This is a genomic window from Streptomyces globisporus, assembly GCF_003501885.1.
Taxonomy (GTDB): domain Bacteria; phylum Actinomycetota; class Actinomycetes; order Streptomycetales; family Streptomycetaceae; genus Streptomyces; species Streptomyces globisporus_D.
Window position 1 is genome coordinate 19,256 of record NZ_QWFA01000028.1, and the last position, 19,961, is coordinate 39,216.

Annotated in this window: 18 protein-coding genes; 12 read left to right on the forward strand and 6 right to left on the reverse strand. The window is 70.1% G+C overall.

All coding sequences use genetic code 11. The features are described from left to right. Positions 1–14: 14 nt before the first annotated feature. The 3 genes from D3105_RS07225 to D3105_RS07235 all read left to right on the forward strand — a co-directional run bounded on the left by D3105_RS07225 (position 15) and on the right by D3105_RS07235 (position 3,381). Positions 15–1,454 (forward strand): gamma-aminobutyraldehyde dehydrogenase, encoded by a 1,440-nt coding sequence (locus D3105_RS07225; protein ID WP_118901116.1) that lies wholly within the window; start codon positions 15–17, stop codon positions 1,452–1,454. Positions 1,455–1,620: 166 nt separating this feature from the next. Beyond that, positions 1,621–2,784 carry a polyamine ABC transporter substrate-binding protein gene (locus D3105_RS07230; protein ID WP_118901118.1) on the forward strand — a complete coding sequence of 388 codons (1,164 nt, stop codon included), beginning with the start codon at positions 1,621–1,623 and terminating at the stop codon, positions 2,782–2,784. Between the two features lie 54 nt (positions 2,785–2,838). Next, complete coding sequence (locus D3105_RS07235; RefSeq protein ID WP_118901120.1) at positions 2,839–3,381, forward strand: hypothetical protein; 543 nt, start codon at positions 2,839–2,841, stop codon at positions 3,379–3,381. Positions 3,382–3,425: 44 nt separating this feature from the next. Here the strand turns inward: D3105_RS07235 and D3105_RS07240 are convergent, their stop codons facing one another. The 3 genes from D3105_RS07240 to D3105_RS07250 all read right to left on the reverse strand — a co-directional run bounded on the left by D3105_RS07240 (position 3,426) and on the right by D3105_RS07250 (position 6,086). Beyond that, complete coding sequence (locus tag D3105_RS07240; protein WP_118901122.1) at positions 3,426–4,223, reverse strand: SAM-dependent methyltransferase; 798 nt, start codon at positions 4,221–4,223, stop codon at positions 3,426–3,428. Between the two features lie 92 nt (positions 4,224–4,315). Beyond that, positions 4,316–5,029 (reverse strand): glycerophosphodiester phosphodiesterase, encoded by a 714-nt coding sequence (locus D3105_RS07245; RefSeq protein WP_118901124.1) that lies wholly within the window; start codon positions 5,027–5,029, stop codon positions 4,316–4,318. Between the two features lie 22 nt (positions 5,030–5,051). After that, positions 5,052–6,086 (reverse strand): adenosine deaminase, encoded by a 1,035-nt coding sequence (locus tag D3105_RS07250; RefSeq protein ID WP_118901126.1) that lies wholly within the window; start codon positions 6,084–6,086, stop codon positions 5,052–5,054. Between the two features lie 121 nt (positions 6,087–6,207). On the opposite strand from D3105_RS07250, the gene D3105_RS07255 reads away from it, so the two are divergent. Then, on the forward strand, positions 6,208–6,924 hold the full coding sequence (locus D3105_RS07255) for a DUF4190 domain-containing protein (RefSeq protein ID WP_118901128.1): 717 nt from the start codon (positions 6,208–6,210) through the stop codon (positions 6,922–6,924). Positions 6,925–7,009: 85 nt separating this feature from the next. Here D3105_RS07255 and D3105_RS07260 read toward each other — a convergent pair whose 3' ends face one another. Then, complete coding sequence (locus D3105_RS07260; RefSeq protein ID WP_118901130.1) at positions 7,010–7,567, reverse strand: NADAR family protein; 558 nt, start codon at positions 7,565–7,567, stop codon at positions 7,010–7,012. 207 nt (positions 7,568–7,774) lie between these two features. Between D3105_RS07260 and D3105_RS07265 the strand changes: the two genes are divergently transcribed. From D3105_RS07265 to D3105_RS07300, 8 genes are all read left to right on the forward strand, one after another. After that, positions 7,775–9,289 (forward strand): gamma-aminobutyraldehyde dehydrogenase, encoded by a 1,515-nt coding sequence (locus D3105_RS07265; RefSeq protein ID WP_118901132.1) that lies wholly within the window; start codon positions 7,775–7,777, stop codon positions 9,287–9,289. A 74-nt stretch (positions 9,290–9,363) separates the two neighbouring features. Beyond that, positions 9,364–10,611 carry an ABC transporter substrate-binding protein gene (locus D3105_RS07270; RefSeq protein WP_118901134.1) on the forward strand — a complete coding sequence of 416 codons (1,248 nt, stop codon included), beginning with the start codon at positions 9,364–9,366 and terminating at the stop codon, positions 10,609–10,611. A gap of 71 nt (positions 10,612–10,682) precedes the next feature. After that, positions 10,683–11,837 carry an ABC transporter ATP-binding protein gene (locus D3105_RS07275; protein ID WP_118901142.1) on the forward strand — a complete coding sequence of 385 codons (1,155 nt, stop codon included), beginning with the start codon at positions 10,683–10,685 and terminating at the stop codon, positions 11,835–11,837. Next, positions 11,834–12,769 carry an ABC transporter permease gene (locus D3105_RS07280; protein ID WP_118901144.1) on the forward strand — a complete coding sequence of 312 codons (936 nt, stop codon included), beginning with the start codon at positions 11,834–11,836 and terminating at the stop codon, positions 12,767–12,769. The genes D3105_RS07275 and D3105_RS07280 overlap by 4 nt, the downstream gene beginning before the upstream one ends. After that, positions 12,769–13,572, forward strand: coding sequence for an ABC transporter permease (locus D3105_RS07285; protein ID WP_118901146.1), 804 nt, complete (start codon positions 12,769–12,771; stop codon positions 13,570–13,572). Before D3105_RS07280 ends, D3105_RS07285 begins: the two co-directional genes overlap by 1 nt. Before the next feature lie 23 nt (positions 13,573–13,595). Further along, positions 13,596–15,011: an NAD(P)/FAD-dependent oxidoreductase gene (locus tag D3105_RS07290; RefSeq protein ID WP_118901149.1), complete on the forward strand. Its 1,416-nt coding sequence runs from the start codon at positions 13,596–13,598 to the stop codon at positions 15,009–15,011. A gap of 136 nt (positions 15,012–15,147) precedes the next feature. Next, positions 15,148–15,666, forward strand: coding sequence for a hypothetical protein (locus tag D3105_RS07295; protein WP_118901151.1), 519 nt, complete (start codon positions 15,148–15,150; stop codon positions 15,664–15,666). A gap of 90 nt (positions 15,667–15,756) precedes the next feature. Beyond that, on the forward strand, positions 15,757–17,583 hold the full coding sequence (locus tag D3105_RS07300; protein WP_118901153.1) for a chitinase: 1,827 nt from the start codon (positions 15,757–15,759) through the stop codon (positions 17,581–17,583). On the opposite strand, the gene D3105_RS07305 is transcribed toward D3105_RS07300, so the two are convergent. Next, positions 17,549–18,382: a phosphatase PAP2 family protein gene (locus tag D3105_RS07305; RefSeq protein ID WP_118901156.1), complete on the reverse strand. Its 834-nt coding sequence runs from the start codon at positions 18,380–18,382 to the stop codon at positions 17,549–17,551. The two genes, D3105_RS07300 and D3105_RS07305, sit on opposite strands and share 35 nt — an antisense overlap. 148 nt (positions 18,383–18,530) lie before the next feature. Beyond that, complete coding sequence (gene gabT, locus D3105_RS07310) at positions 18,531–19,871, reverse strand: 4-aminobutyrate--2-oxoglutarate transaminase (protein ID WP_118901158.1); 1,341 nt, start codon at positions 19,869–19,871, stop codon at positions 18,531–18,533. Between the last annotated feature and the right edge of the window lie 90 nt (positions 19,872–19,961).

Below are 19,961 nucleotides of genomic sequence, written 5' to 3' on the forward strand. Positions count from 1 at the left end.
CAGGAGGGGTGGTTGTGACCACCGAGGTGCGCCGTCTGCGCAACTACATCAACGGAGAGTTCCGGGACGCCGCGGACGGGCGGACCATCGATGTGGTCAGCCCGGTGACGGAAGAGGTCTACGCAACCTCGCCGCTCTCGGGCCAGGCCGACGTCGATGCCGCCATGGAGGCCGCAGCGGCGGCCTTCCCCGCCTGGCGCGACACCACGCCCGCCGAGCGCCAGAAGGCCCTGCTCAAGATCGCGGACGCGTTCGAGGAGCGGGCCGAGGACCTGATCGCCGCCGAGTCGGAGAACACCGGCAAGCCGCTGGGCCTCACCCGCAGCGAAGAGATCCCGCCGATGGTGGACCAGATCCGCTTCTTCGCGGGGGCCGCCCGGCTGCTGGAGGGCCGCTCGGCCGGCGAGTACATGGAGGGCCTGACCTCCATCGTCCGCCGTGAGCCGGTCGGCGTCTGCGCCCAGGTCGCGCCGTGGAACTACCCGATGATGATGGCCGTGTGGAAGTTCGCCCCGGCGCTCGCCGCGGGCAACACGGTCGTCATCAAGCCGTCCGACACCACGCCGGCGTCGACGGTCCTCATGGCCGAGATCATCGGGCAGATCCTGCCCAAGGGCGTCTTCAACGTCCTGTGCGGCGACCGGGACACCGGCCGCGCCATGGTCGAGCACCCGATCCCGGCGATGGCCTCCATCACCGGTTCGGTACGGGCCGGCATGCAGGTCGCCGAGTCCGCCGCCAAGGACGTCAAGCGCGTCCACCTGGAGCTCGGCGGCAAGGCGCCCGTCGTGGTCTTCGAGGACGCCGACATCGCCAAGACGGTCTCGGGCGTCTCCGAGGCGGGCTTCTTCAACGCGGGCCAGGACTGTACGGCCGCCACCCGCGTCCTGGTCCACGAGTCGATCCACGACGAGTTCGTCACCGCGCTCGCCAAGGCCGCCGCCGACACGAAGACCGGGCAGCCGGACGACGACGACGTGGCCTACGGCCCGCTCAACAACGCCAACCAGCTGAAGCAGGTCAGCGGCTTCATCGAGCGGCTCCCCGCCCACGCCAAGGTCGAGGCGGGCGGCCACCGGGTCGGCGACAAGGGCTACTTCTACGCGCCGACCGTCGTCTCCGGCCTGAAGCAGGACGACGAGATCATCCAGAACGAGGTCTTCGGCCCCGTCATCACCGTCCAGTCCTTCACCGACGAGGACCAGGCCGTCACGTACGCCAACGGCGTCGAGTACGCGCTCGCCTCCTCGGTCTGGACGCAGAACCACGCCCGCGCCATGCGCATGTCCAAGAGCCTCGACTTCGGCTGCGTGTGGATCAACACCCACATCCCGCTGGTCGCCGAGATGCCGCACGGCGGGTTCAAGAAGTCCGGCTACGGCAAGGACCTCTCCGCGTACGGCTTCGAGGACTACACCCGCATCAAGCACGTCATGACGTCCATCGAGGACTGATCCTGGATCGTCGTCGCGGTCCTGCGGCCCCGGGCTCCGGCCCGGGGCCGCATGCGTGTCTGGACAAGGTGTGCGGGGCGGACCCGCCCCGCTGGACGCTTGGTCCATTGTCCGCGCGAGCGCCGACCGGCATTCTGCGCGGGTGCGAGCGATCAGGAAGAACCCCATGTCCCGCCGTTCCCTGCTGCGCGCCCTCGGGGCGGGAGCGGCCGGCGCCACCCTGGCCGGCTGCGGGGTGCCCGCGGCGTTCGTCGAGCCGGGGGACCGTGCCGGACACGACAGTTCGGCCACCGACCACACCCTGCACTTCGCCAACTGGCCGCTCTACATCGACACCGACGACGAGGACGAGTCGAAGCGCCCCACCCTCGACGCCTTCTCGCGGCGGACCGGGATCTCCGTCACGTACACCGAGGAGATCAACGACAACGACGAGTTCTTCGGGAAGATCAGCCCCGCGCTGATGAACCACCAGCAGACCGGCCGGGACCTGATCGTCATCAGCGACTGGATGGCCGCCCGCTTCGTCCGGCTCGGCTGGGTCCAGGAGATGGACCGGGCGAAGCAGCCCAACGTCGCCAAGTACCTCGACCCCCAACTGCGCACCCCCGCCTTCGACGAGGGGCGCCGCCACAGCGTCCCCTGGCAGTCCGGCATCACCGGCATCGCGTACAACCGCAAGAAGCTCGGCCGCGAGATCCGGTCAACGGGCGACCTCTGGGAGGACGACCTGCGCGGCCGGGTCACCCTGCTCTCCGGGCTCGACGAGTCGTTCGCGCTGCTGATGCAGGGCAACGGCGTCGACATCACCCGCTGGACGGCCGACGACTTCCACGAGATCTGCGAGCAGACCGAGAAGCGGGTCCGCTCCAAGCACATCCGGCGCTTCACCGGCAACGACTACATCAAGGACCTCGCCACCGGCGATGTGCTCGCCTGCCAGGCCTACTCCGGCGATGTCATCCAGCTCCAGGCCGACAACCCCGACATCGAGTTCGTCGTCCCCGAGGAGGGCGCCGAACTGTGGGCCGAGTCCCTGATGATCCCCAACCTCGCCCGCCACAAGCGCAACGCCGAGAAGCTGGTGGACCACTACTACGAACCCGAGGTCGCCGCCGAACTCGCCGCCTGGGTCAACTACGTCTGCCCGGTCCCCGCCGCCCGCGACGTCCTCTCCTCCTCCAAGGACGAGGAGACGGCCGCGCTCGCCGAGGATCCGCTGATCTTCCCCGACGACGCGATGCGCGAACGGCTCGCCATCGCCCGCGACATCACCTCCGAGGAACGGATGGACTTCGCCAAGAAGTGGAACGGCATCGTCGGCTTGTGAAGCGGTAACAGGGGTGCCGTAAAGGGGCGGTAAACACGGGCGTACGCTGCGGACATGAGCGAGAGACAGGCCCTCACACGGGGGATACGCAGGTGGCTGGTCTTCTTCATCGTCTGTCTGGTGCTGAGCGGGCTCACGGCCTTCCCGCTCGTCACCGAACTCCGCTGGACGGAGGACCTGCTGAGCGCCTCCGCCTCCCCGGTCCCCGAGCACTTCCCGGGCCTGATGGAGTGGATCACCCGGGTCCGCGAGGGGCTCGACACCGTCGACCGCGAGCAGCCTTTCATGCTGTACGGCACCGACTGGCTGGCCTTCGCCCACCTGGTCATCGCGGTCGCCTTCTACGGTCCTTACCGCGACCCGGTCCGCAACATCTGGGTCATCGAGTTCGGCATGATCGCCTGCGCCGGGATCATCCCGCTCGCCCTGATCTGCGGCCCGATCCGCGACATCCCGTTCTGGTGGAGCGTGATCGACATGTCCTTCGGGGTCTTCGGCATCATCCCGCTGCTGATCGTCCGCCGCATGATCAAGCGGCTGGAGGTGCTGGAGCAGGCGGCGGCCGCGAACCCGACGGCCGTTCCGGTGAGCGCCTGAGCCCTCCCGGTGGCCGCCCGAGCCCGTTGCGACGACCGCCCGGGTCAGGGCTTCCGGGCCACCGCTCCGAACTGCGCGACCTCCGGCTCCCGCGGGTTCGTCCGCCAGCGGGAGCAGGACACGATCCCCGGCTCCAGGATCTCCAGACCGTCCAGGAACGAGGCGAACTCCTCGCGGCTGCGGGCGGTGATCGGCGGAGTGGCGTTCTCGTTCCAGAAGCGCATCGCCGCCTCGTTGCCCTCGCCGCCCAGCTCCAGCGTCGGGTGGGTCAGCACGAGGTGGCTGCCCGGGGGAACGGCCGCCATCAGCGTCCGCACGATGGAGCGGGCCTCGTCCGTGTCCAGCACGAAGTTCAGGATGCCGAGCATCATCACCGCGACCGGCCGTCCCAGGTCCAGGGTGGGTTCGGCGGCCCGCAGGATCTGCTCGGGGCGGTGCGCGTCCGCGTCGATGTACTCGGTCGCGCCCTCCAGCGAACTGGTCAGCAGGGCGCGGGCGTGGGCCAGCACGATCGGATCGTTGTCGACGTACACGATGCGGGCGTGCGGCGCGGTGTGCTGGGCGATCTCATGGGTGTTGTTCCCGGTCGGCAGCCCCGTGCCGATGTCGAGGAACTGGTCGACGCCCGCGTCGCCCGCCAGATGGCGCACCACCCGGCCGAGGAACGCCCGGTCCGCGCGGGCCACTTCACCGATGCTCGGGTACATCCCGGTGACCCGGTCGCCCACCCCCCGGTCCACCGGGTAGTTGTCCTTGCCGCCCAGCCAGTAGTTCCACACCCGCGCGTTGTGCGCGACGTCGGAACGTATCCGGGGGGCGGCTGTCTGCGGGCGGGGGTCCATGACGTCTGGCTCCTCGGTGACGGAGGGGGCCCGCGTGCCGCGTGGGGCGGTGCGGCGACGGGCGGTGCGGGCTCTCCATCATGCCGGACCGATCAAGAGCCGCCGCGCCCGGGCGAGTTGGCGAGGAGCCGGTGGAGCGTGTCGATCCGGTTGGTGGTGATCGAGTCGACGCCCCGGTCGATCAGCCGGCGCATCGTGCGCTTCGTGTCGGCCGTCCATGCGGAGACGAGCAGCCCGTCCCGGTGCGCCCGGTCCGTCAGCTCCCGGCTGATCAGGCCGAAGCGGTAGTTCAGCCAGCGCGGCTTCACCGCGGCCAGCAGCTCCGGGCGCGGCGGGGCCAGCGTGGTCCAGGTCAGGGCGATCTCTGCGGACGGGTCGGCGGCGCGCACCCGCAGCATCGCGTCCGAGCTCGCGCAGTAGTACGCCCGCTCGCCCGCCCCGCACTCGCGGACCGTCCCCACGATCTTCTTCACCGAGGCGTCCGTGGAGCCGGGCAGGTCCACCATCACCCGGTGCGTCCCGGCGGCGAGCAGCGCCTCGCGGAGCGTGGGCACCCCACCGCCGGTCAGCTCCTTCAGCTCCGCGTGGTCGATCCTCTCCAGCCGCCGGTCGTGGCCCCACAGCCGTTCCAGCGTCGCGTCGTGCAGCAGGACCGGCACCCCGTCGCGGGTCACGCGTACGTCGATCTCGACCGCGTCCGCTCCCCGTTCGAGGGCGGAGCGGATCGAGGGCAGGGTGTTCTCGCGTGCGCGGTACGGGTCGCCGCGGTGGGCGACGGCGGTGACGCTGGTGACGGTGTCGGCCATGGGGCCATTGTCGACGACCGGGTCAGCGGCCGGGCGCCCGGAGCCAGTTCGCCGTGTACGTGTCGATCTCCTCGGCCAGCTTCCGCTTGCCCGCCGGGTCCAGGAACGAGGCCTCCACGGCGTTCTTCGCGAGGTCCGCGATACCGCGCTCGTCCAGCTCCAGCAGCCGGGCGGCCACGGCGTACTCGTTGTTGAGGTCGGTGCCGAACATCGGCGGGTCGTCGCTGTTGACCGTCACCAGCACCCCCGCCTGGACCATCTCGCGGATCGGGTGGCGCTCGATGTCCGTGACCGCGCGGGTGGCGATGTTCGACGTCGGGCAGACCTCCAGGGCGATCCGGTGCTCGGCCAGGTGCTCCAGCAGCTTCGGGTCCTGCACGGAGCTGGTGCCGTGCCCGATGCGCTCGGCGCGCAGCGCGGTCAGCGCGTCCCAGACGGTCTGCGGACCGGTGGTCTCCCCGGCGTGCGGCACCGAGTGCAGGCCCTCGGCGACGGCCCGGTCGAAGTAGGGCTTGAACTGCGGGCGCTCCACCCCGATCTCCGGTCCGCCGAGGCCGAAGGAGACGAGCCCGTCGGGCCGCCGCTCCACCGCGAGCCGGGCGGTCTCCTCGGCCGCCTGGAGCCCGGCCTCGCCCGGGATGTCGAAGCACCAGCGCAGGACCACGCCCAGCTCGGCCTCGGCGGCCTTGCGCGCGTCCTCGATGGCCTCCATGAACCCGACCTCGGGGATCCCCCGGCGGGTCGAGCTGTACGGGGTCACGGTCAGCTCCGCGTACCGGATGTTCTGCCGGGCCATGTCCCGCGCCACCTCGAAGGTGAGCAGCCGGACGTCCTCCGGGGTGCGGACCAGGTCCACCACCGACAGGTAGACCTCGATGAAGTGCGCGAAGTCGGTGAAGGTGAAGTAGTCGACCAGCGCCTCCGGGTCCGTGGGGACCTTGGAGTCCGGGTGGCGGGCGGCCAGCTCGGCGACGATCCGGGGCGAGGCCGACCCGACGTGGTGGACGTGGAGCTCGGCCTTGGGCAGCCCGGCGATGAAGGGGTGCGGATCGGTCATCGGAAATCTCCCGGTTCGGCGTGACATCGGCCGGGCGTACCGGCCGCACCGATCATCGCAGGCGGGGTCCGGGCCCGTCAGGCCTGGCCGTAGCATGACGGGACCACGATGGGGGAGGCCCATGTCAGACAACACAGAGCAGCCCGGGGGCGGGGCCGCGCCGCGCGATCCGTGGGCACCGCCGGACAGCACCAGGGTGGATCTGGGCAAGCAGGGCGGGCAGACGCCGCCGCCCGCCGCGCACACGCCGCCCGCGGTCCACGACCAGCCGACCGTGACGTCGATGCCGAGCGCCGGACCGGGGGACGGCACCGGCCCGATACCCCAGGCCGGCGGCTTCGGGCCGGCGCCCTCGGACGTACCGCCGCCGCCGATCGGCCCGAACGGCCCCGGCCACGCGGGCCCGCCGCCCGCCGCGCACTACGGCTACCCGGCCCCGCCCGCGCAGCCGTACGGCGGATACCCGGGCTACGGCGCCTACGGCGTCGGTCCGGCCGCCTGGGGCCCGGCGCCCAACAACGGTCTGGGCACGGCCGCGATGGTGATCGGCATCATCTCCGTGGTCGGTTTCTGCCTCTACGGCCTCAACATCATCCTCGGCATCCTCGCGCTGATCTTCGGCATCATCGGCCTCGGCCGTGCCAAGCGCGGCGAGGCCACCAACCGGGGCATGGCGCTCGCCGGGGTCATCCTCGGTTCCGTCGGCATCGTCGTCGGCGCCGCGCTCCTCGGGGTGATCATCTGGGCCGCCACGACCGCCGACGACCGGGACAGCGACTACGACAGCGAGTACGACGACCCGTTCGCCACGTCGCTGGTCGTCGAGGACCGCCGCTAGCGGGCCTCGCGTCGAACGCTGCGAGGACCGGCCGGGCAGGGATCGCCCCCTGCCCGGCCGGTCGTCGTGGAAGTGGGCTCGCGGCTCACCCCGTCGCGCCCGCCCGCAGCCTCTCCCGGGCCTCCATCAGCGCGAAGCCCAGCAGATTCAGGCCCCGCCACTCCTGCGGTCGCTCCGCCCGCTCGTCGTCCGCCGCGAGCCCGATGCCCCAGATCCGGTCCCGCGGAGACGCCTCCACCAGCACCCGGTCCCCCGTGCCCAGCAGATAGCCGGCCAGCTCCGGTTCCTGCCCGAACTTGTGCACGCTGCCCGCCACCACCAGGGCGAACCGCTCCTGTATCCACACGTCCTCGTCGAAGCCGCGCACCAGCCGCCCCGCCTTCTTCGCCGCGGCCGGGCTCTTCGCCGTCACCGCCGCCGCCTCGGCCTCCGGATCGCCGAAGAGCCGCGCCTTGCCCGCCATCATCCAGTGCTCGGCGCTCGCATACGTCACCCCGTCCACCGTGAACGGCGACGGCCACCACTGACTCAGGCAACTCGGGCCCAGCCGTCCGTCCGGGCGCGGACGGTGCCCCCAGAACGGCAGATACTTCACCCGCTTGCCCCGCGCCACGTCCGCCAGAAGCTCATCGATCGGTCCCATGGCATGTGAGTGTGGCATCCGCCACTGACACTCCGTACGGGGATTTCCGCACCGACACGACACATGGTCGACAGATTCCGTCGCGTAACCAAAAGGCAACAACGGAATCACTTGTTGGGCTTGAACCCCTCTGTCAGGATCGGCACTCAATTCACGAAGAAGCTACGCCGACCCCGCCCAGCGGGTACAGCGGCGGAGGAGAGCGTCATGAGCAACGGCTTCCAGGTTCAGGACCGCTTCGCGGAAGGTGCGCAGTACATCGGCGGCAAGCTGCTCCCCGGCACGTCCGGCCGCCACCACGACATCGTGAACCCCGCGACCGGAGAGAGCGTGCTCCGCTACGAGCTCGCGGGCACCGAGGACGTGGACGCGGCCGTCGCCGCCGCCCGCGCAGCCTTCCCCGGCTGGTCCGGCGCCACCCCCGGCGAGCGGTCCGACGCCCTGCACCGGTTCGCCGCCGTCCTCGCCGAGCAGGCCGACGACTTCGCGTACGCCGAATCCCTCCAGTGCGGCAAGCCCATCAAGCTCTCCACCGAGTTCGACGTCCCCGGCACCGTCGACAACGCCGCCTTCTTCGCGGGCGCCGCCCGCCACCTCGAGGGCAAGGCCGCCGCCGAGTACGACGGCGACCACACCTCCTACGTACGCCGCGAGGCGATCGGCGTCGTCGGCTCCATCGCCCCCTGGAACTACCCGCTCCAGATGGCCGCCTGGAAGATCCTCCCGGCCGTCGCCGCGGGCAACACCATCGTCCTCAAGCCCGCCGAACTCACCCCGCTCACCTCGCTGATGTTCGCCCAGGCCGCCTCCGAGGCCGGGATCCCCGACGGGGTCATCAACATCGTCACCGGCGCGGGCAAGGACGCCGGCGAGCACCTCGTCGGCCACCCCGACGTCGTGATGACCTCCTTCACCGGATCCACCGCCGTCGGCAAGCGGGTCGCCGAGATCGCCACCGCCACCGTCAAGCGCCTCCACCTGGAGCTCGGCGGCAAGGCCCCCTTCGTGGTCTTCGACGACGCCGACCTGGAGGCCGCCGTCCACGGCGCGGTCGCCGGATCGCTCATCAACACCGGCCAGGACTGCACCGCCGCCACCCGCGCCTACGTCCAGCGCCCCCTCTACGACGCCTTCGTCCGCGACGTCGCCGCGCTCATGGACACCGTCCGGCTCGGCTCACCCTTCGACGCCGCCACCGACCTCGGCCCCCTCATCAGCCACGCCCAGCGCGACCGCGTCGCCGCCTTCGTCGAGCGGGCCCGCGGCTACGCCCAGGTGGTCACCGGCGGCGAGTCCCCGGGCGGCGACCTCGCCGACGGCGCGTACTACCGGCCGACCCTGATCGCCGGTGCCGCCCAGGACAGCGAGGTCGTCCAGTCGGAGATCTTCGGTCCCGTCCTGGTCGTCCTCCCCTTCGACACCGACGACGAGGGCATCGCGCTCGCCAACGACACCCCGTACGGACTGGCCGCCTCCGCGTGGACCCGCGACCTGTACCGCGCGAACCGCGCCACCCGCGAGATCCAGGCGGGCTGTGTGTGGGTGAACGACCACATCCCGATCCTCTCCGAGATGCCGCACGGCGGCTACAAGGCCAGCGGCTTCGGCAAGGACATGTCGGCGTACTCCTTCGAGGAGTACACGCAGGTCAAGCACGTCATGTACGACAACACCGCGGTCGCCCGCAAGGACTGGCACCGCACGATCTTCGGGGACCGATAGCAGCTGCCGCATTCCGGGGGCCCGACCACGACCGCGGGCCCCCGCGGCCTCCCACCCGAAAGGGCATACAGCGTATGGAGAGTTACGAGCCCGAGCGCCTCACGCCGGTCCAACTGGCGGCCATGAGGCGGTCCCTGACCAGCGGCAGGGGCGCCCTCACCCGCCGCTCCCTGCTGCGCGCCTCCGGCATGGGCGCGCTGGCCGTCGGCGGCACAGCCACCCTCGGCGCGTGCGGCATCCCGCCCGCCAAGCGCGCCGACGCCGGTACGGCGTCCGACGACCACTCGGACAAGGAGAAGGAAGTCACCTTCTCCAACTGGACCGAGTACATGGACGTCAGCGAGGACGAGAAGAGCCGCCCCACCCTCCAGGCGTTCACCAAGCGCACCGGGATCAGGGTCAAGTACACCGAGGACATCAACGACAACGTCGAGTTCTTCGGGAAGATCAAACCGCAGCTCGCGGCCGGCCAGAACACCGGGCGCGACCTCATATGCGTCACCGACTGGCTCGCCGCCCGCATCATCCGGCTCGGCTGGGCGCAGAAGCTCGACCCCTCGAACCTCCCGCACGCCTTCGCCAACGTGTCCGCCCAGTTCCGCACCCCGGACTGGGACCCGGGCCGCGCCTACTCCTACCCCTGGACCGGCATCCCGACCGTCATCGCGTACAACGTGAAGGCGACCGGCGGCCGCAAGGTCGACTCCGTCACCCAACTCCTCGACGACCCGAAGCTCAAGGGCCGCGTCTCCTTCCTCTCCGAGATGCGCGACTCCATCGGCATGACCCTGCTCGACCAGGGCAAGGACCCGGGGAACTTCACCGACGCCGACTTCGACGGGGCGATCGGCCGGCTCCAGAAGGCCGTCGACAAGAAGCAGATCCGCCGCTTCACCGGCAACGACTACACCGCCGACCTCAGCAAGGGCGACATCGCCGCCTGCGTCGCCTGGGCCGGTGACATCATCCAGCTCCAGGCCGACAACCCGGACATCAAGTTCGCGATCCCGGCCGCCGGTTACATCACCTCCAGCGACAACCTCCTGGTCCCCGCGCAGGCCCGGCACAAGACCAACGCAGAGAAGCTCATCGACTACTACTACGAGCCGCCGGTCGCCGCCCAGCTCGCCGCGTACATCAACTACGTCTGCCCGGTCGACGGCGTACGCGAGGAACTCGCCAGGATCGACGAGTCGATGGCCTCCAACACGCTGATCCTTCCCGACAAGGAGATGGCGGCGAAGTCCCGCTCCTTCCGCTCCCTGAGCACGAAGGAAGAGACGGCGTACGAAGAGAAGTTCGCCAAGCTCATCGGCGCCTGACCCGGCACCCACCGGTGGTCCACCGGCCCTGCCCTCTCCGAACCCCCCCGAACACACTGGGACTGCGACCCATGACACAGCAGCAGACCGCGGGCGGCGATGTCCGCCTCGCCGGGATCAGCAAGACCTACGGCTCCTTCACCGCCGTGCACCCGCTCGACCTGACCGTTCCCCAGGGCTCCTTCTTCGCCCTGCTCGGCGCGTCCGGCTGCGGCAAGACCACCACCCTGCGGATGATCGCGGGCCTGGAGGAGGCCACCACCGGCACGGTCTTCCTCGGGGACAAGGACATCACCGACCTGCCCCCGTACAAGCGGCCCGTCAACACCGTCTTCCAGAGCTACGCGCTCTTCCCGCACCTCGACATCACCGAGAACGTCGCCTTCGGACTGCGGCGGCGCGGCATCAAGTCGGTGAAGAAGCAGGTCGACGAGATGCTGGAACTGGTCCAGCTCGGCGACTTCGCCCGCCGCAAACCGCACCAGCTCTCCGGCGGCCAGCAGCAGCGCGTCGCCGTCGCCCGCGCCCTCATCAACCACCCGCAGGTCCTGCTGCTCGACGAACCCCTCGGCGCGCTCGACCTCAAGCTCCGCCGCCAGATGCAGCTGGAGCTCAAGCGGATCCAGACCGAGGTCGGCATCACCTTCGTGCACGTCACCCACGACCAGGAGGAGGCCATGACCATGGCCGACACCGTGGCGGTGATGAACGGCGGCCGCGTCGAGCAGCTCGGCGCCCCGGCCGACCTCTACGAGAACCCGCGCACCACCTTCGTCGCCAACTTCCTCGGCACCTCCAACCTCATCGGGGGCGAGATCGTCTCCACCGGCGAGAACCTGGTGGTGGCCGCGGGCGGCGGCAAGCTCGCGCTGCCCCGCGAGCGATGTTCGGCCTCCTCCACCGCCGCCGGCGGCCGTCTCCTCCTCGGCATCCGGCCGGAGAAGATATCCCTGGCCCACGCGGACGACGCCGATGACATCCCCGCCGGCCGCAACCGCGTCACCGGCCGCATCACCGATTCCAGCTTCATCGGCGTCTCCACCCAGTACGTCGTCGAGAGCCCGGCCGGAACGGCCCTCCAGGTGTACGAGCAGAACATCGAACGCGACACCCGCCTGGTCCCCGGCGCCGAGGTCGTCCTGCACTGGAACCCCGCCCACACCTTCGGACTCGACGCCGCCCAGGACATCGACGCGGGCGCGACGAGCGTGGAGGACGCGGAATGAGCGTCACCGAGGCGCCGCCCGCGCCGACCCCTGAGGAGCCCCGGGAGCTCACGCTCCGCAAGCCCTCCACCCGCAAACGGCTCGTCCCCTACTGGCTGCTGCTCCCCGGCATCCTCTGGCTGCTCGTCTTCTTCGCCCTGCCGCTCGTCTACCAGGCCTCCACCTCCGTACAGACCGGCTCGCTGGAGCAGGGCTTCGAGGTCACCTGGCACTTCCAGACGTACGTGGACGCCCTGCGCGAGTACTACCCGCAGTTCATCCGGTCCCTGCTCTACGCGGGCACCGCCACGATCCTGTGCCTGCTGCTGGGCTACCCGCTCGCCTACCTCATCGCGTTCAAGGCGGGCCGCTGGCGCAACCTCGTCCTGGTGCTGGTCATCGCCCCGTTCTTCACCAGCTTCCTCATCCGCACGCTGGCCTGGAAGACGATCCTCGCCGACGGCGGCGCGGTCGTGGACGTGCTCAACACCCTGCACGTCCTGGACGTCACCAGCTGGCTCGGCTGGACCGAGTCCAACCGGGTCCTGGCCACCCCGATGGCCGTCGTCTGCGGTCTGACGTACAACTTCCTGCCGTTCATGATCCTGCCGCTCTACACCTCGCTGGAACGGATCGACGGCCGGCTGCACGAGGCGGCGGGCGACCTCTACGCCACCCCCGCCACCACCTTCCGCAAGGTGACGTTCCCGCTCTCCATGCCCGGCGTGGTCTCCGGCACCCTCCTGACCTTCATCCCGGCCAGCGGCGACTACGTCAACGCCGAACTGCTGGGCTCCACCGACACCAAGATGGTCGGCAGCGTCATCCAGAGCCAGTTCCTGCGGGTCCTGGACTATCCGACGGCCGCCGCTCTCTCGTTCATCCTCATGGCGATCGTCCTGCTGGTGGTCACCTTCTACATCCGCCGCTCCGGGACGGAGGACCTGGTCTGATGCCCGTGCTGCGCTGGATACGCCGGAACCTGATCGTCATCGCGGGTCTGCTGACCCTCGCGTACATGATCCTGCCGAACATCGTCGTGATGGTGTTCTCGTTCAACAAGCCCAACGGCCGCTTCAACTACGCCTGGCAGCAGTTCTCGCTGGACGCCTGGAAGGACCCCTGCGGCGTCGCCGACCTCTGCGGATCCCTTTCGCTCTCGCTCCAGATCGCGTTCTGGGCGACGCTCGGGGCGACCGCGCTCGGCACGATGATCGCCTTCGCCCTGGTCCGCTACCGCTTCCGGGCGCGCGGCGCGATCAACTCGCTGATCTTCCTGCCGATGGCGATGCCCGAGGTCGTCATGGCCGCTTCCCTGCTCACCCTCTTCCTGAACATGGGCGCCGAGCTCGGCTTCTGGACCGTGCTGATCGCGCACATCATGTTCTGCCTCAGCTTCGTGGTGACCGCCGTCAAGGCGCGCGTCATGTCGATGGACCCGAGACTGGAGGAAGCCGCCCGCGACCTGTACGCGGGCCCCGTGCAGACCTTCGTACGGGTGACCCTTCCCATCGCCGCCCCCGGCATCGCGGCGGGAGCGCTCCTCGCCTTCGCGCTCTCGTTCGACGATTTCATCATCACGAATTTCAACGCGGGCTCCACCGTCACGTTCCCCATGTTCGTCTGGGGATCGGCCCAGCGCGGCACGCCCGTGCAGATCAATGTCATCGGCACCGCCATGTTCGTCATTGCGGTACTGATGGTTCTTGTCGGCCAGCTCATCGCGAGCCGCCGCAAGAGCAACGCTCGAAACTGAAATTCTTGAAGGAGTTGGAAACCATGGCCCCAGCTGCCATGCGTACTGCTGCACAATCCCTCTCCGGCGCCAAGCCGGTCTCCTACTGGCTCGACGACCCGGCCAAACCCGACGCGCTTGACGCCCTCACCGGCGACGAGCACACCGACCTGCTGGTCGTCGGCGGCGGCTACAGCGGACTGTGGACCGCGCTCATCGCCAAGGAGCGCGATCCGGAGCGGGACGTCGTCCTCATCGAGGGGCACGAGGTGGGCTGGGCCGCCTCGGGCCGCAACGGCGGCTTCTGCGCCGCCTCCCTCACCCACGGGCTGGCCAACGGCGTGGAGCGCTGGCCCGACGAGATCGCGCGGCTGGAGGAGCTGGGGGAGCGGAACCTCGACGCCATCGAGGCCGCCGTCGCCCGCTACGGCATCGACTGCGAGTTCGAGCGGACCGGCGAGATCGACGTCGCCACCGAGCCCCACCAGCTCGAAGAGCTGCGGGAATGGCACGAGGAGATCGTCAAGCTCGGTATCGCCGGCGTCGACTTCCTGGACCGTGACGCCCTGCGCGCCGAGGTCGACTCACCCACCTTCCTCGGCGGCCTCTGGGACCGGCGCGGCGTCGCGATGCTGCACCCGGCGAAGCTCGCCTGGGGCCTGAAGCGGGCCTGCCGGGAACTGGGCGTACGGATCTACGAACACACGCGCGGCCTCGACCTCGTCCGCTCGGGGGAGGGGGTAGCGGTCCGCACCCCGTACGGCCGCGTCTTCGCCCGCCGGGTCGCGCTCGGCACGAACATCTTCCCCTCGCTCGTCAAGCGGGTCCGGCCCTACACCGTGCCGGTCTACGACTACGCGCTGATGACCGAACCGCTCACCCCCGAACAGCTGGAATCCATCGGCTGGAAGGGCCGCCAGGGGCTCGGCGACAGCGCCAACCAATTCCATTACTTCCGGCTTTCCGCGGACAACCGGATCCTGTGGGGCGGATACGACGCGATCTATCCGTACGGGGGCCGGCTCAGCGCCGATCTCGACCAGCGGCCGGAGACGTTCCTGAAACTCGCGGAGCAGTTCTTCACCTGCTTCCCGCAGCTTTCCGGGCTGAATTTCTCGCACGCCTGGGGCGGTGCGATCGACACCTGTGCCCGCTTCACGGCATTCTTCGGAACGGCCCATCAGGGGCGGGTCGCCTACGCCGCCGGATTCACCGGACTCGGCGTCGGATCGACCCGGTTCGGGGCCGATGTCATGCTCGATCTGCTCTCCGGCGAGGAGACCGAACGGACCCGTCTCGAGATGGTCCGCTCCAAGCCGATGCCCTTTCCGCCGGAGCCCTTCGCCTGGGCCGGGATCGAGATCACCAAGCGGTCCCTGGCTCACGCCGACAGCAACGGCGGCCACCGCAACCTGTGGCTGAAGACCATGGACAAGCTGGGTCTCGGCTTCGACAGCTGACACCCCGTCCAATTATGTGACTCAGGTCACGGTCATTCGTGGTCCCAACCCGCGTCATAGTCGAGGCCGAGCGCTCTCTCGCACGTGTACCCACCGGCGGAACCCTGCCGGTGTTCACGTCAACGGGAGGCTGGTCATGACGGGACCGGAAACGAAAGCCGCGATCGAGTGGCTCACATCGGTGGCGCCGGATCCCGGCGCCTGCCGGTGGGAATGGGAGCGCAACCCGCAGGGGATCGCTCTTCTTCCCGCCGGCAGGCGCTGGGACGTGCTGATCCTCCCCGGTGAGCTGGGCTATCCGACGCTCGACGTCCTCACCCGCCTCATCGACCGCCCGGGCCCCGTCCTCGCCGACTTCGGCGAGTCCCGCATGGGCTTCTTCGTCCCGCCGGGCACGGTCTCCCGCTGGATCGGCACCGGGATCAGGGGCTGCGGCCAGGGCACCTGGATCGTCGTCCCGTATCCGGGGCGCGCCACCGGGGGAGTGCGCTGGCTCATCCCGCCCGACGGCTCGGGGACCCTCACCGACGCCGCGCTCCTCGAACTCGCGATGCACGAGGCGGCGGGTGCCGCTGCCCGCGACGCCCGCGACGCCCACGGCGCTCGCGATGCCCGGGGCGCCCGGGACGGCCGTGAAGGGCGACCGGAAGGCTGAGCGGGCCGCCAGAGGTCTTGACAACCTCATTGGTCTGGACCATGTTGTGCGCACGCCACACCCCGAATTCCCCCCTGCGCGGAGGCTGTTGTGGAACGCACCGGAACCGTCGTCAGATTTTCCAGACTTCTGGCCGCCTGCTCGGCCGGCCTGCTCGCCGCCGGAGCCCTGGTCGCCTCGGCTCCGGCGGCGGGGGCCGCCGACGTGGACCTGGTGCGCAACGGCGGCTTCGAGGCGGGCCTGGACGGCTGGAGCTGCGCGAACTCCAGCGGGGCGGCCGTCACCGCACCCAAGCGCACCGGCGCCTCCGCGCTGAAGGCCACCCCGGCCGGCAGCGACCACGCCAAGTGCTCCCAGACCATCACGGTCAAGCCCAACTCCTCGTACACGTTGAGCTCCTGGGTCCAGGGCAGTTACGTCTACCTCGGCGCTTCCGGCACCGGCACCACCGACGTCTCCACCTGGACCCAGTCCCCCGGCGCGTGGAGGCAGCTCACCACCACCTTCAGGACCGGCCCCTCCACCACCTCGGTGAGCGTCTACACCCACGGCTGGTACGGCACCCCCGACTACTACGTCGACGACCTCAGCCTCGTCGGCCCCGGAGGTGAGCCCGTCGTGATCCCGGCCGTCCCCGCAGGCCTGCGGACCACCGCGCTCACCTCCTCCTCCGTGGCGCTCTCCTGGAACGCCGTGTCCGGCGCGAGCGGCTACAACGTCTACCGCGGCGGTACGAAGGTGGCCGCGGCCACCGGTCCCTCCGCCACCGTGACGGGCCTGGCGCCCTCGACCGCGTACAGCTTCCAGGTCACCGCCACCAACGCGGCCGGGGAGTCCGCGAAGTCGCCCGCCGTCACCGCGACCACCACCGAGGGCGGCGGAGGGGGCGGCGACACCCAGCTCCCCGCCCGCGCGCTCGTCGGCTATCTTCACTCCAGCTTCGCCAACGGCTCCGGCTACACACGGATGGCGGACGTGCCCGACTCCTGGGACGTCATCAACCTCGCCTTCGGCGAGCCCACCTCCGTCACCTCCGGCGACATCCGCTTCTCGCTCTGCCCGGTCGCCGAGTGCCCGAACGTCGAGTCCGAGGCGGAGTTCAAGGCCGCGATCAAGGCCAAGCAGGCCGCGGGCAAGAAGGTGCTGATCTCGATCGGCGGCCAGAACGGACAGGTGCAGCTCGCCTCCACCGCCGCCCGGGACGCCTTCGTCACCTCGGTCTCGAAGATCATCGACACCTACGGTCTCGACGGCCTCGACATCGACTTCGAAGGCCACTCGCTCTCCCTCAACACGGGAGACACCGACTTCCGCAGCCCGACCTCACCGGTGATCGTCAATCTGATCTCCGCGGTGAAGTCCCTCAAGGCGAAGTACGGCTCCGACTTCGTCCTCACGATGGCGCCGGAGACCTTCTTCGTCCAGCTCGGCTACCAGTTCTACGGCTCGGGCCCCTGGGGCGGCCAGGACCCGCGCGTCGGCGCGTACCTCCCGGTCATCCACGCGCTGCGCGACGATCTGACCCTGCTGCACGTCCAGGACTACAACTCGGGCCCGATCATGGGGCTCGACAACCAGTACCACACCATGGGCGGCGCGGACTTCCACATCGCGATGACCGACATGCTCCTCGCGGGCTTCCCGGTGGCGGGCGACACCACCAAGGTCTTCCCCGGCCTCCGTCCCGACCAGGTCGCCATCGGGCTCCCGGCCTCCACCCAGGCGGGCAACGGCCACACCACCCCGGCCGAGGTCAACAAGGCGCTCAACTGCCTGATCAAGAAGACCGACTGCGGCTCCTACCAGACCCGCGGAACCTGGTCCGACCTGCGTGGCCTGATGACCTGGTCGATCAACTGGGACCGCTTCAACAACGGGGAGTTCAGCCGGAACTTCGACGCCTACTTCGGCAACTGACCCACCACAGGGGCGCCAGAACCAACGGCCCCAGGCACCAACTGGCCAGCACGTCCAGCGGCCAGTGGTAGCCGTGCAGCACCAGACCGATGCCCGTCGCCGTGGTCAGCAGGATCGCGGCGACGGGCATCATCCACGCCCGGGGCCAGGAGGCCTCCCGCAGCCATGCGGGGCGTGGCAGCGCCAGCAGCACCAGGGCGGTCGCCCCGTACGCCACGGCGGCCGTCGCCGTATGACCGGACGGGTAGTAGTTGACGGCCTCCGTCAGCGGCCCCTGCCGGGCGGTGGCCACCTTCAGCGGGATCACCAGCGCGGGCACCGCCGCCATGGTGAGGGCCGCGTACACGGCGAGCCGCAGGGCCCGGCGCCACAAGGCGTACGCGATCGCGCAGGTCAGCACCGGAAGCGCCACGGGCATCCCGCCGAGGTCGGAGAAGACCTGGGTCAGCCCGGCCGGACCGCGCTCGAAGAGCTTCGCTCCCACCCGCTCGTCCAGCCGCAGCAGCGGGCCATCGACGGCGACCTGCCAGGTGATCAGCGCGAAGAGGACCGCGAGCAGACCGAGGACGCCGGAGACGAGGGGGGCCGGCCACCCGGGAACAGGGGGGATTGTTCCGGGATGGCCGGCGAGATCGGTTCGCCGCGCGCCCCGGGGGGTGTGGGGCGGGCGGCCGTCCGATCGGTGAGGAGTCCCGGAGCCATCGGCTCCGGCATGCGCGAACGCACGCTCCGGACGGCGCTGGGGAAGCCCCGACCCGGAGTCGGCCGCAGTTTCCCGAGGCCGAGGTGTTTCTCTCATCTGCAGAAACCGTACGGCAGAGGAGGGGCGGCCGACAGTCGCCACCGCCTCCCGCCATCGCCCCCGCACACGTTCTTCACAGGCCCTCACCCGGACGCCGTAAGGCAGCGGCGCGGGGCCGCCACCGTACGCGCCCGGGTTCGAGGAATCAGAGCGTGCCGAACGCCCGCTCGATGATGTCGAGGCCCTCGTTGAGCAGGTCCTCGCCGATCACCAGCGGCGGCAGGAAGCGCAGGACGTTGCCGTACGTGCCGCAGGTCAGGACGAGCAGACCCTCGGCGTGGCAGGCCTTCGCGAGCGCGCCCGCCGCCTCCGGGTGCGGGTCCTTCGTGCCGGACTTCACCAGCTCGATCGCGATCATCGCGCCACGGCCGCGGATGTCACCGATGATGTCGCCGTTCGGGAGCTTCGCCTGCATCTCGGCGAGGCGGCCCTTCATGACCTCCTCGATCCGCTTGGCCTTCCCGTTCAGGTCCAGCTCACGCATCGTCTCGATCGCGCCCAGCGCACCGGCGCAGGCGACCGGGTTTCCGCCGTACGTACCGCCCAGGCCGCCCGCGTGCGCGGCGTCCATGATCTCGGCGCGGCCGGTCACGGCGGAGAGCGGCAGGCCGCCCGCGATGCCCTTGGCGGTGGTGATCAGGTCCGGGACGACGCCCTCGTCCTCACAGGCGAACCACTGGCCGGTCCGGCAGAATCCGGACTGGATCTCGTCCGCGACGAACACGATGCCGTTGTCCTTGGCGAACTGCGCGATCGCCGGGAGGAAGCCCTTGGCCGGCTCGATGAAGCCGCCCTCGCCGAGCACCGGCTCGATGATGATCGCGGCGACGTTGTCGGCGCCGATCTGCTTGGTGATCGCGTCGATGGCCTGCGCGGACGCCTCGGCCCCGGCGTTCTCGGCACCGGTCGGCCAGCGGTAGCCGTAGGCGACCGGGACGCGGTAGACCTCGGGCGCGAACGGGCCGAAGCCCTGCTTGTACGGCATGTTCTTCGCCGTCATGCCCATGGTGAGGTTGGTGCGGCCGTGGTAGCCGTGGTCGAAGACGACGACGGCGGTGCGCTTGGTGTAGGCACGGGCGATCTTCACCGCGTTCTCGACGGCCTCGGCGCCCGAGTTGAACAGCGCGGACTTCTTCGCGTGGTCGCCCGGCGTCAGCTCGGCGAGCTGCTCACAGACCTCGACGTACCCCTCGTACGGCGTGACCATGAAACAGGTGTGGGTGAAGTCCGCGAGCTGCGCGGAGGCCCGCCGCACGACGGCCTCGGCGGAGGCGCCCACGGAGGTCACGGCGATCCCGGACCCGAAGTCGATCAGCCGGTTGCCGTCCACGTCCTCGATGATCCCGCCGCCGGCCCGGGCGGTGAACACCGGCAGGGTGGAGCCCACACCTGCGGCGACGGCCGCGATACGACGAGCCTGCAGCTCGACGGATTTCGGGCCGGGGATGGCAGTGACGACGCGGCGCTCCTGCGGGATTGCGGTCATGAGGGGCTCCTGGGGGTGTTTCGGACGCTCTTCTTTTCTGCAGGCTAGGGGTGGGGGAGGGGTGCGGGCATGCTCCGATCGGGAGTGGTG

What these genes read in the sequence shown, in the direction of transcription:
- D3105_RS07230 (WP_118901118.1), top strand. Translation starts at nt 1,621, where the DNA reads ATGTCCCGCCGTTCCCTGCTGCGCGCCCTCGGGGCGGGAGCGGCCGGC.
- D3105_RS07235 (WP_118901120.1), top strand. Translation starts at nt 2,839, where the DNA reads ATGAGCGAGAGACAGGCCCTCACACGGGGGATACGCAGGTGGCTGGTC.
- D3105_RS07240 (WP_118901122.1), bottom strand. Translation starts at nt 4,223, where the DNA reads ATGGACCCCCGCCCGCAGACAGCCGCCCCCCGGATACGTTCCGACGTC.
- D3105_RS07245 (WP_118901124.1), bottom strand. Translation starts at nt 5,029, where the DNA reads ATGGCCGACACCGTCACCAGCGTCACCGCCGTCGCCCACCGCGGCGAC.
- D3105_RS07250 (WP_118901126.1), bottom strand. Translation starts at nt 6,086, where the DNA reads ATGACCGATCCGCACCCCTTCATCGCCGGGCTGCCCAAGGCCGAGCTC.
- D3105_RS07255 (WP_118901128.1), top strand. Translation starts at nt 6,208, where the DNA reads ATGTCAGACAACACAGAGCAGCCCGGGGGCGGGGCCGCGCCGCGCGAT.
- D3105_RS07260 (WP_118901130.1), bottom strand. Translation starts at nt 7,567, where the DNA reads ATGGGACCGATCGATGAGCTTCTGGCGGACGTGGCGCGGGGCAAGCGG.
- D3105_RS07265 (WP_118901132.1), top strand. Translation starts at nt 7,775, where the DNA reads ATGAGCAACGGCTTCCAGGTTCAGGACCGCTTCGCGGAAGGTGCGCAG.
- D3105_RS07270 (WP_118901134.1), top strand. Translation starts at nt 9,364, where the DNA reads ATGGAGAGTTACGAGCCCGAGCGCCTCACGCCGGTCCAACTGGCGGCC.
- D3105_RS07275 (WP_118901142.1), top strand. Translation starts at nt 10,683, where the DNA reads ATGACACAGCAGCAGACCGCGGGCGGCGATGTCCGCCTCGCCGGGATC.
- D3105_RS07280 (WP_118901144.1), top strand. Translation starts at nt 11,834, where the DNA reads ATGAGCGTCACCGAGGCGCCGCCCGCGCCGACCCCTGAGGAGCCCCGG.
- D3105_RS07285 (WP_118901146.1), top strand. Translation starts at nt 12,769, where the DNA reads ATGCCCGTGCTGCGCTGGATACGCCGGAACCTGATCGTCATCGCGGGT.
- D3105_RS07290 (WP_118901149.1), top strand. Translation starts at nt 13,596, where the DNA reads ATGGCCCCAGCTGCCATGCGTACTGCTGCACAATCCCTCTCCGGCGCC.
- D3105_RS07295 (WP_118901151.1), top strand. Translation starts at nt 15,148, where the DNA reads ATGACGGGACCGGAAACGAAAGCCGCGATCGAGTGGCTCACATCGGTG.
- D3105_RS07305 (WP_118901156.1), bottom strand. Translation starts at nt 18,382, where the DNA reads ATGAGAGAAACACCTCGGCCTCGGGAAACTGCGGCCGACTCCGGGTCG.
- gabT (WP_118901158.1), bottom strand. Translation starts at nt 19,871, where the DNA reads ATGACCGCAATCCCGCAGGAGCGCCGCGTCGTCACTGCCATCCCCGGC.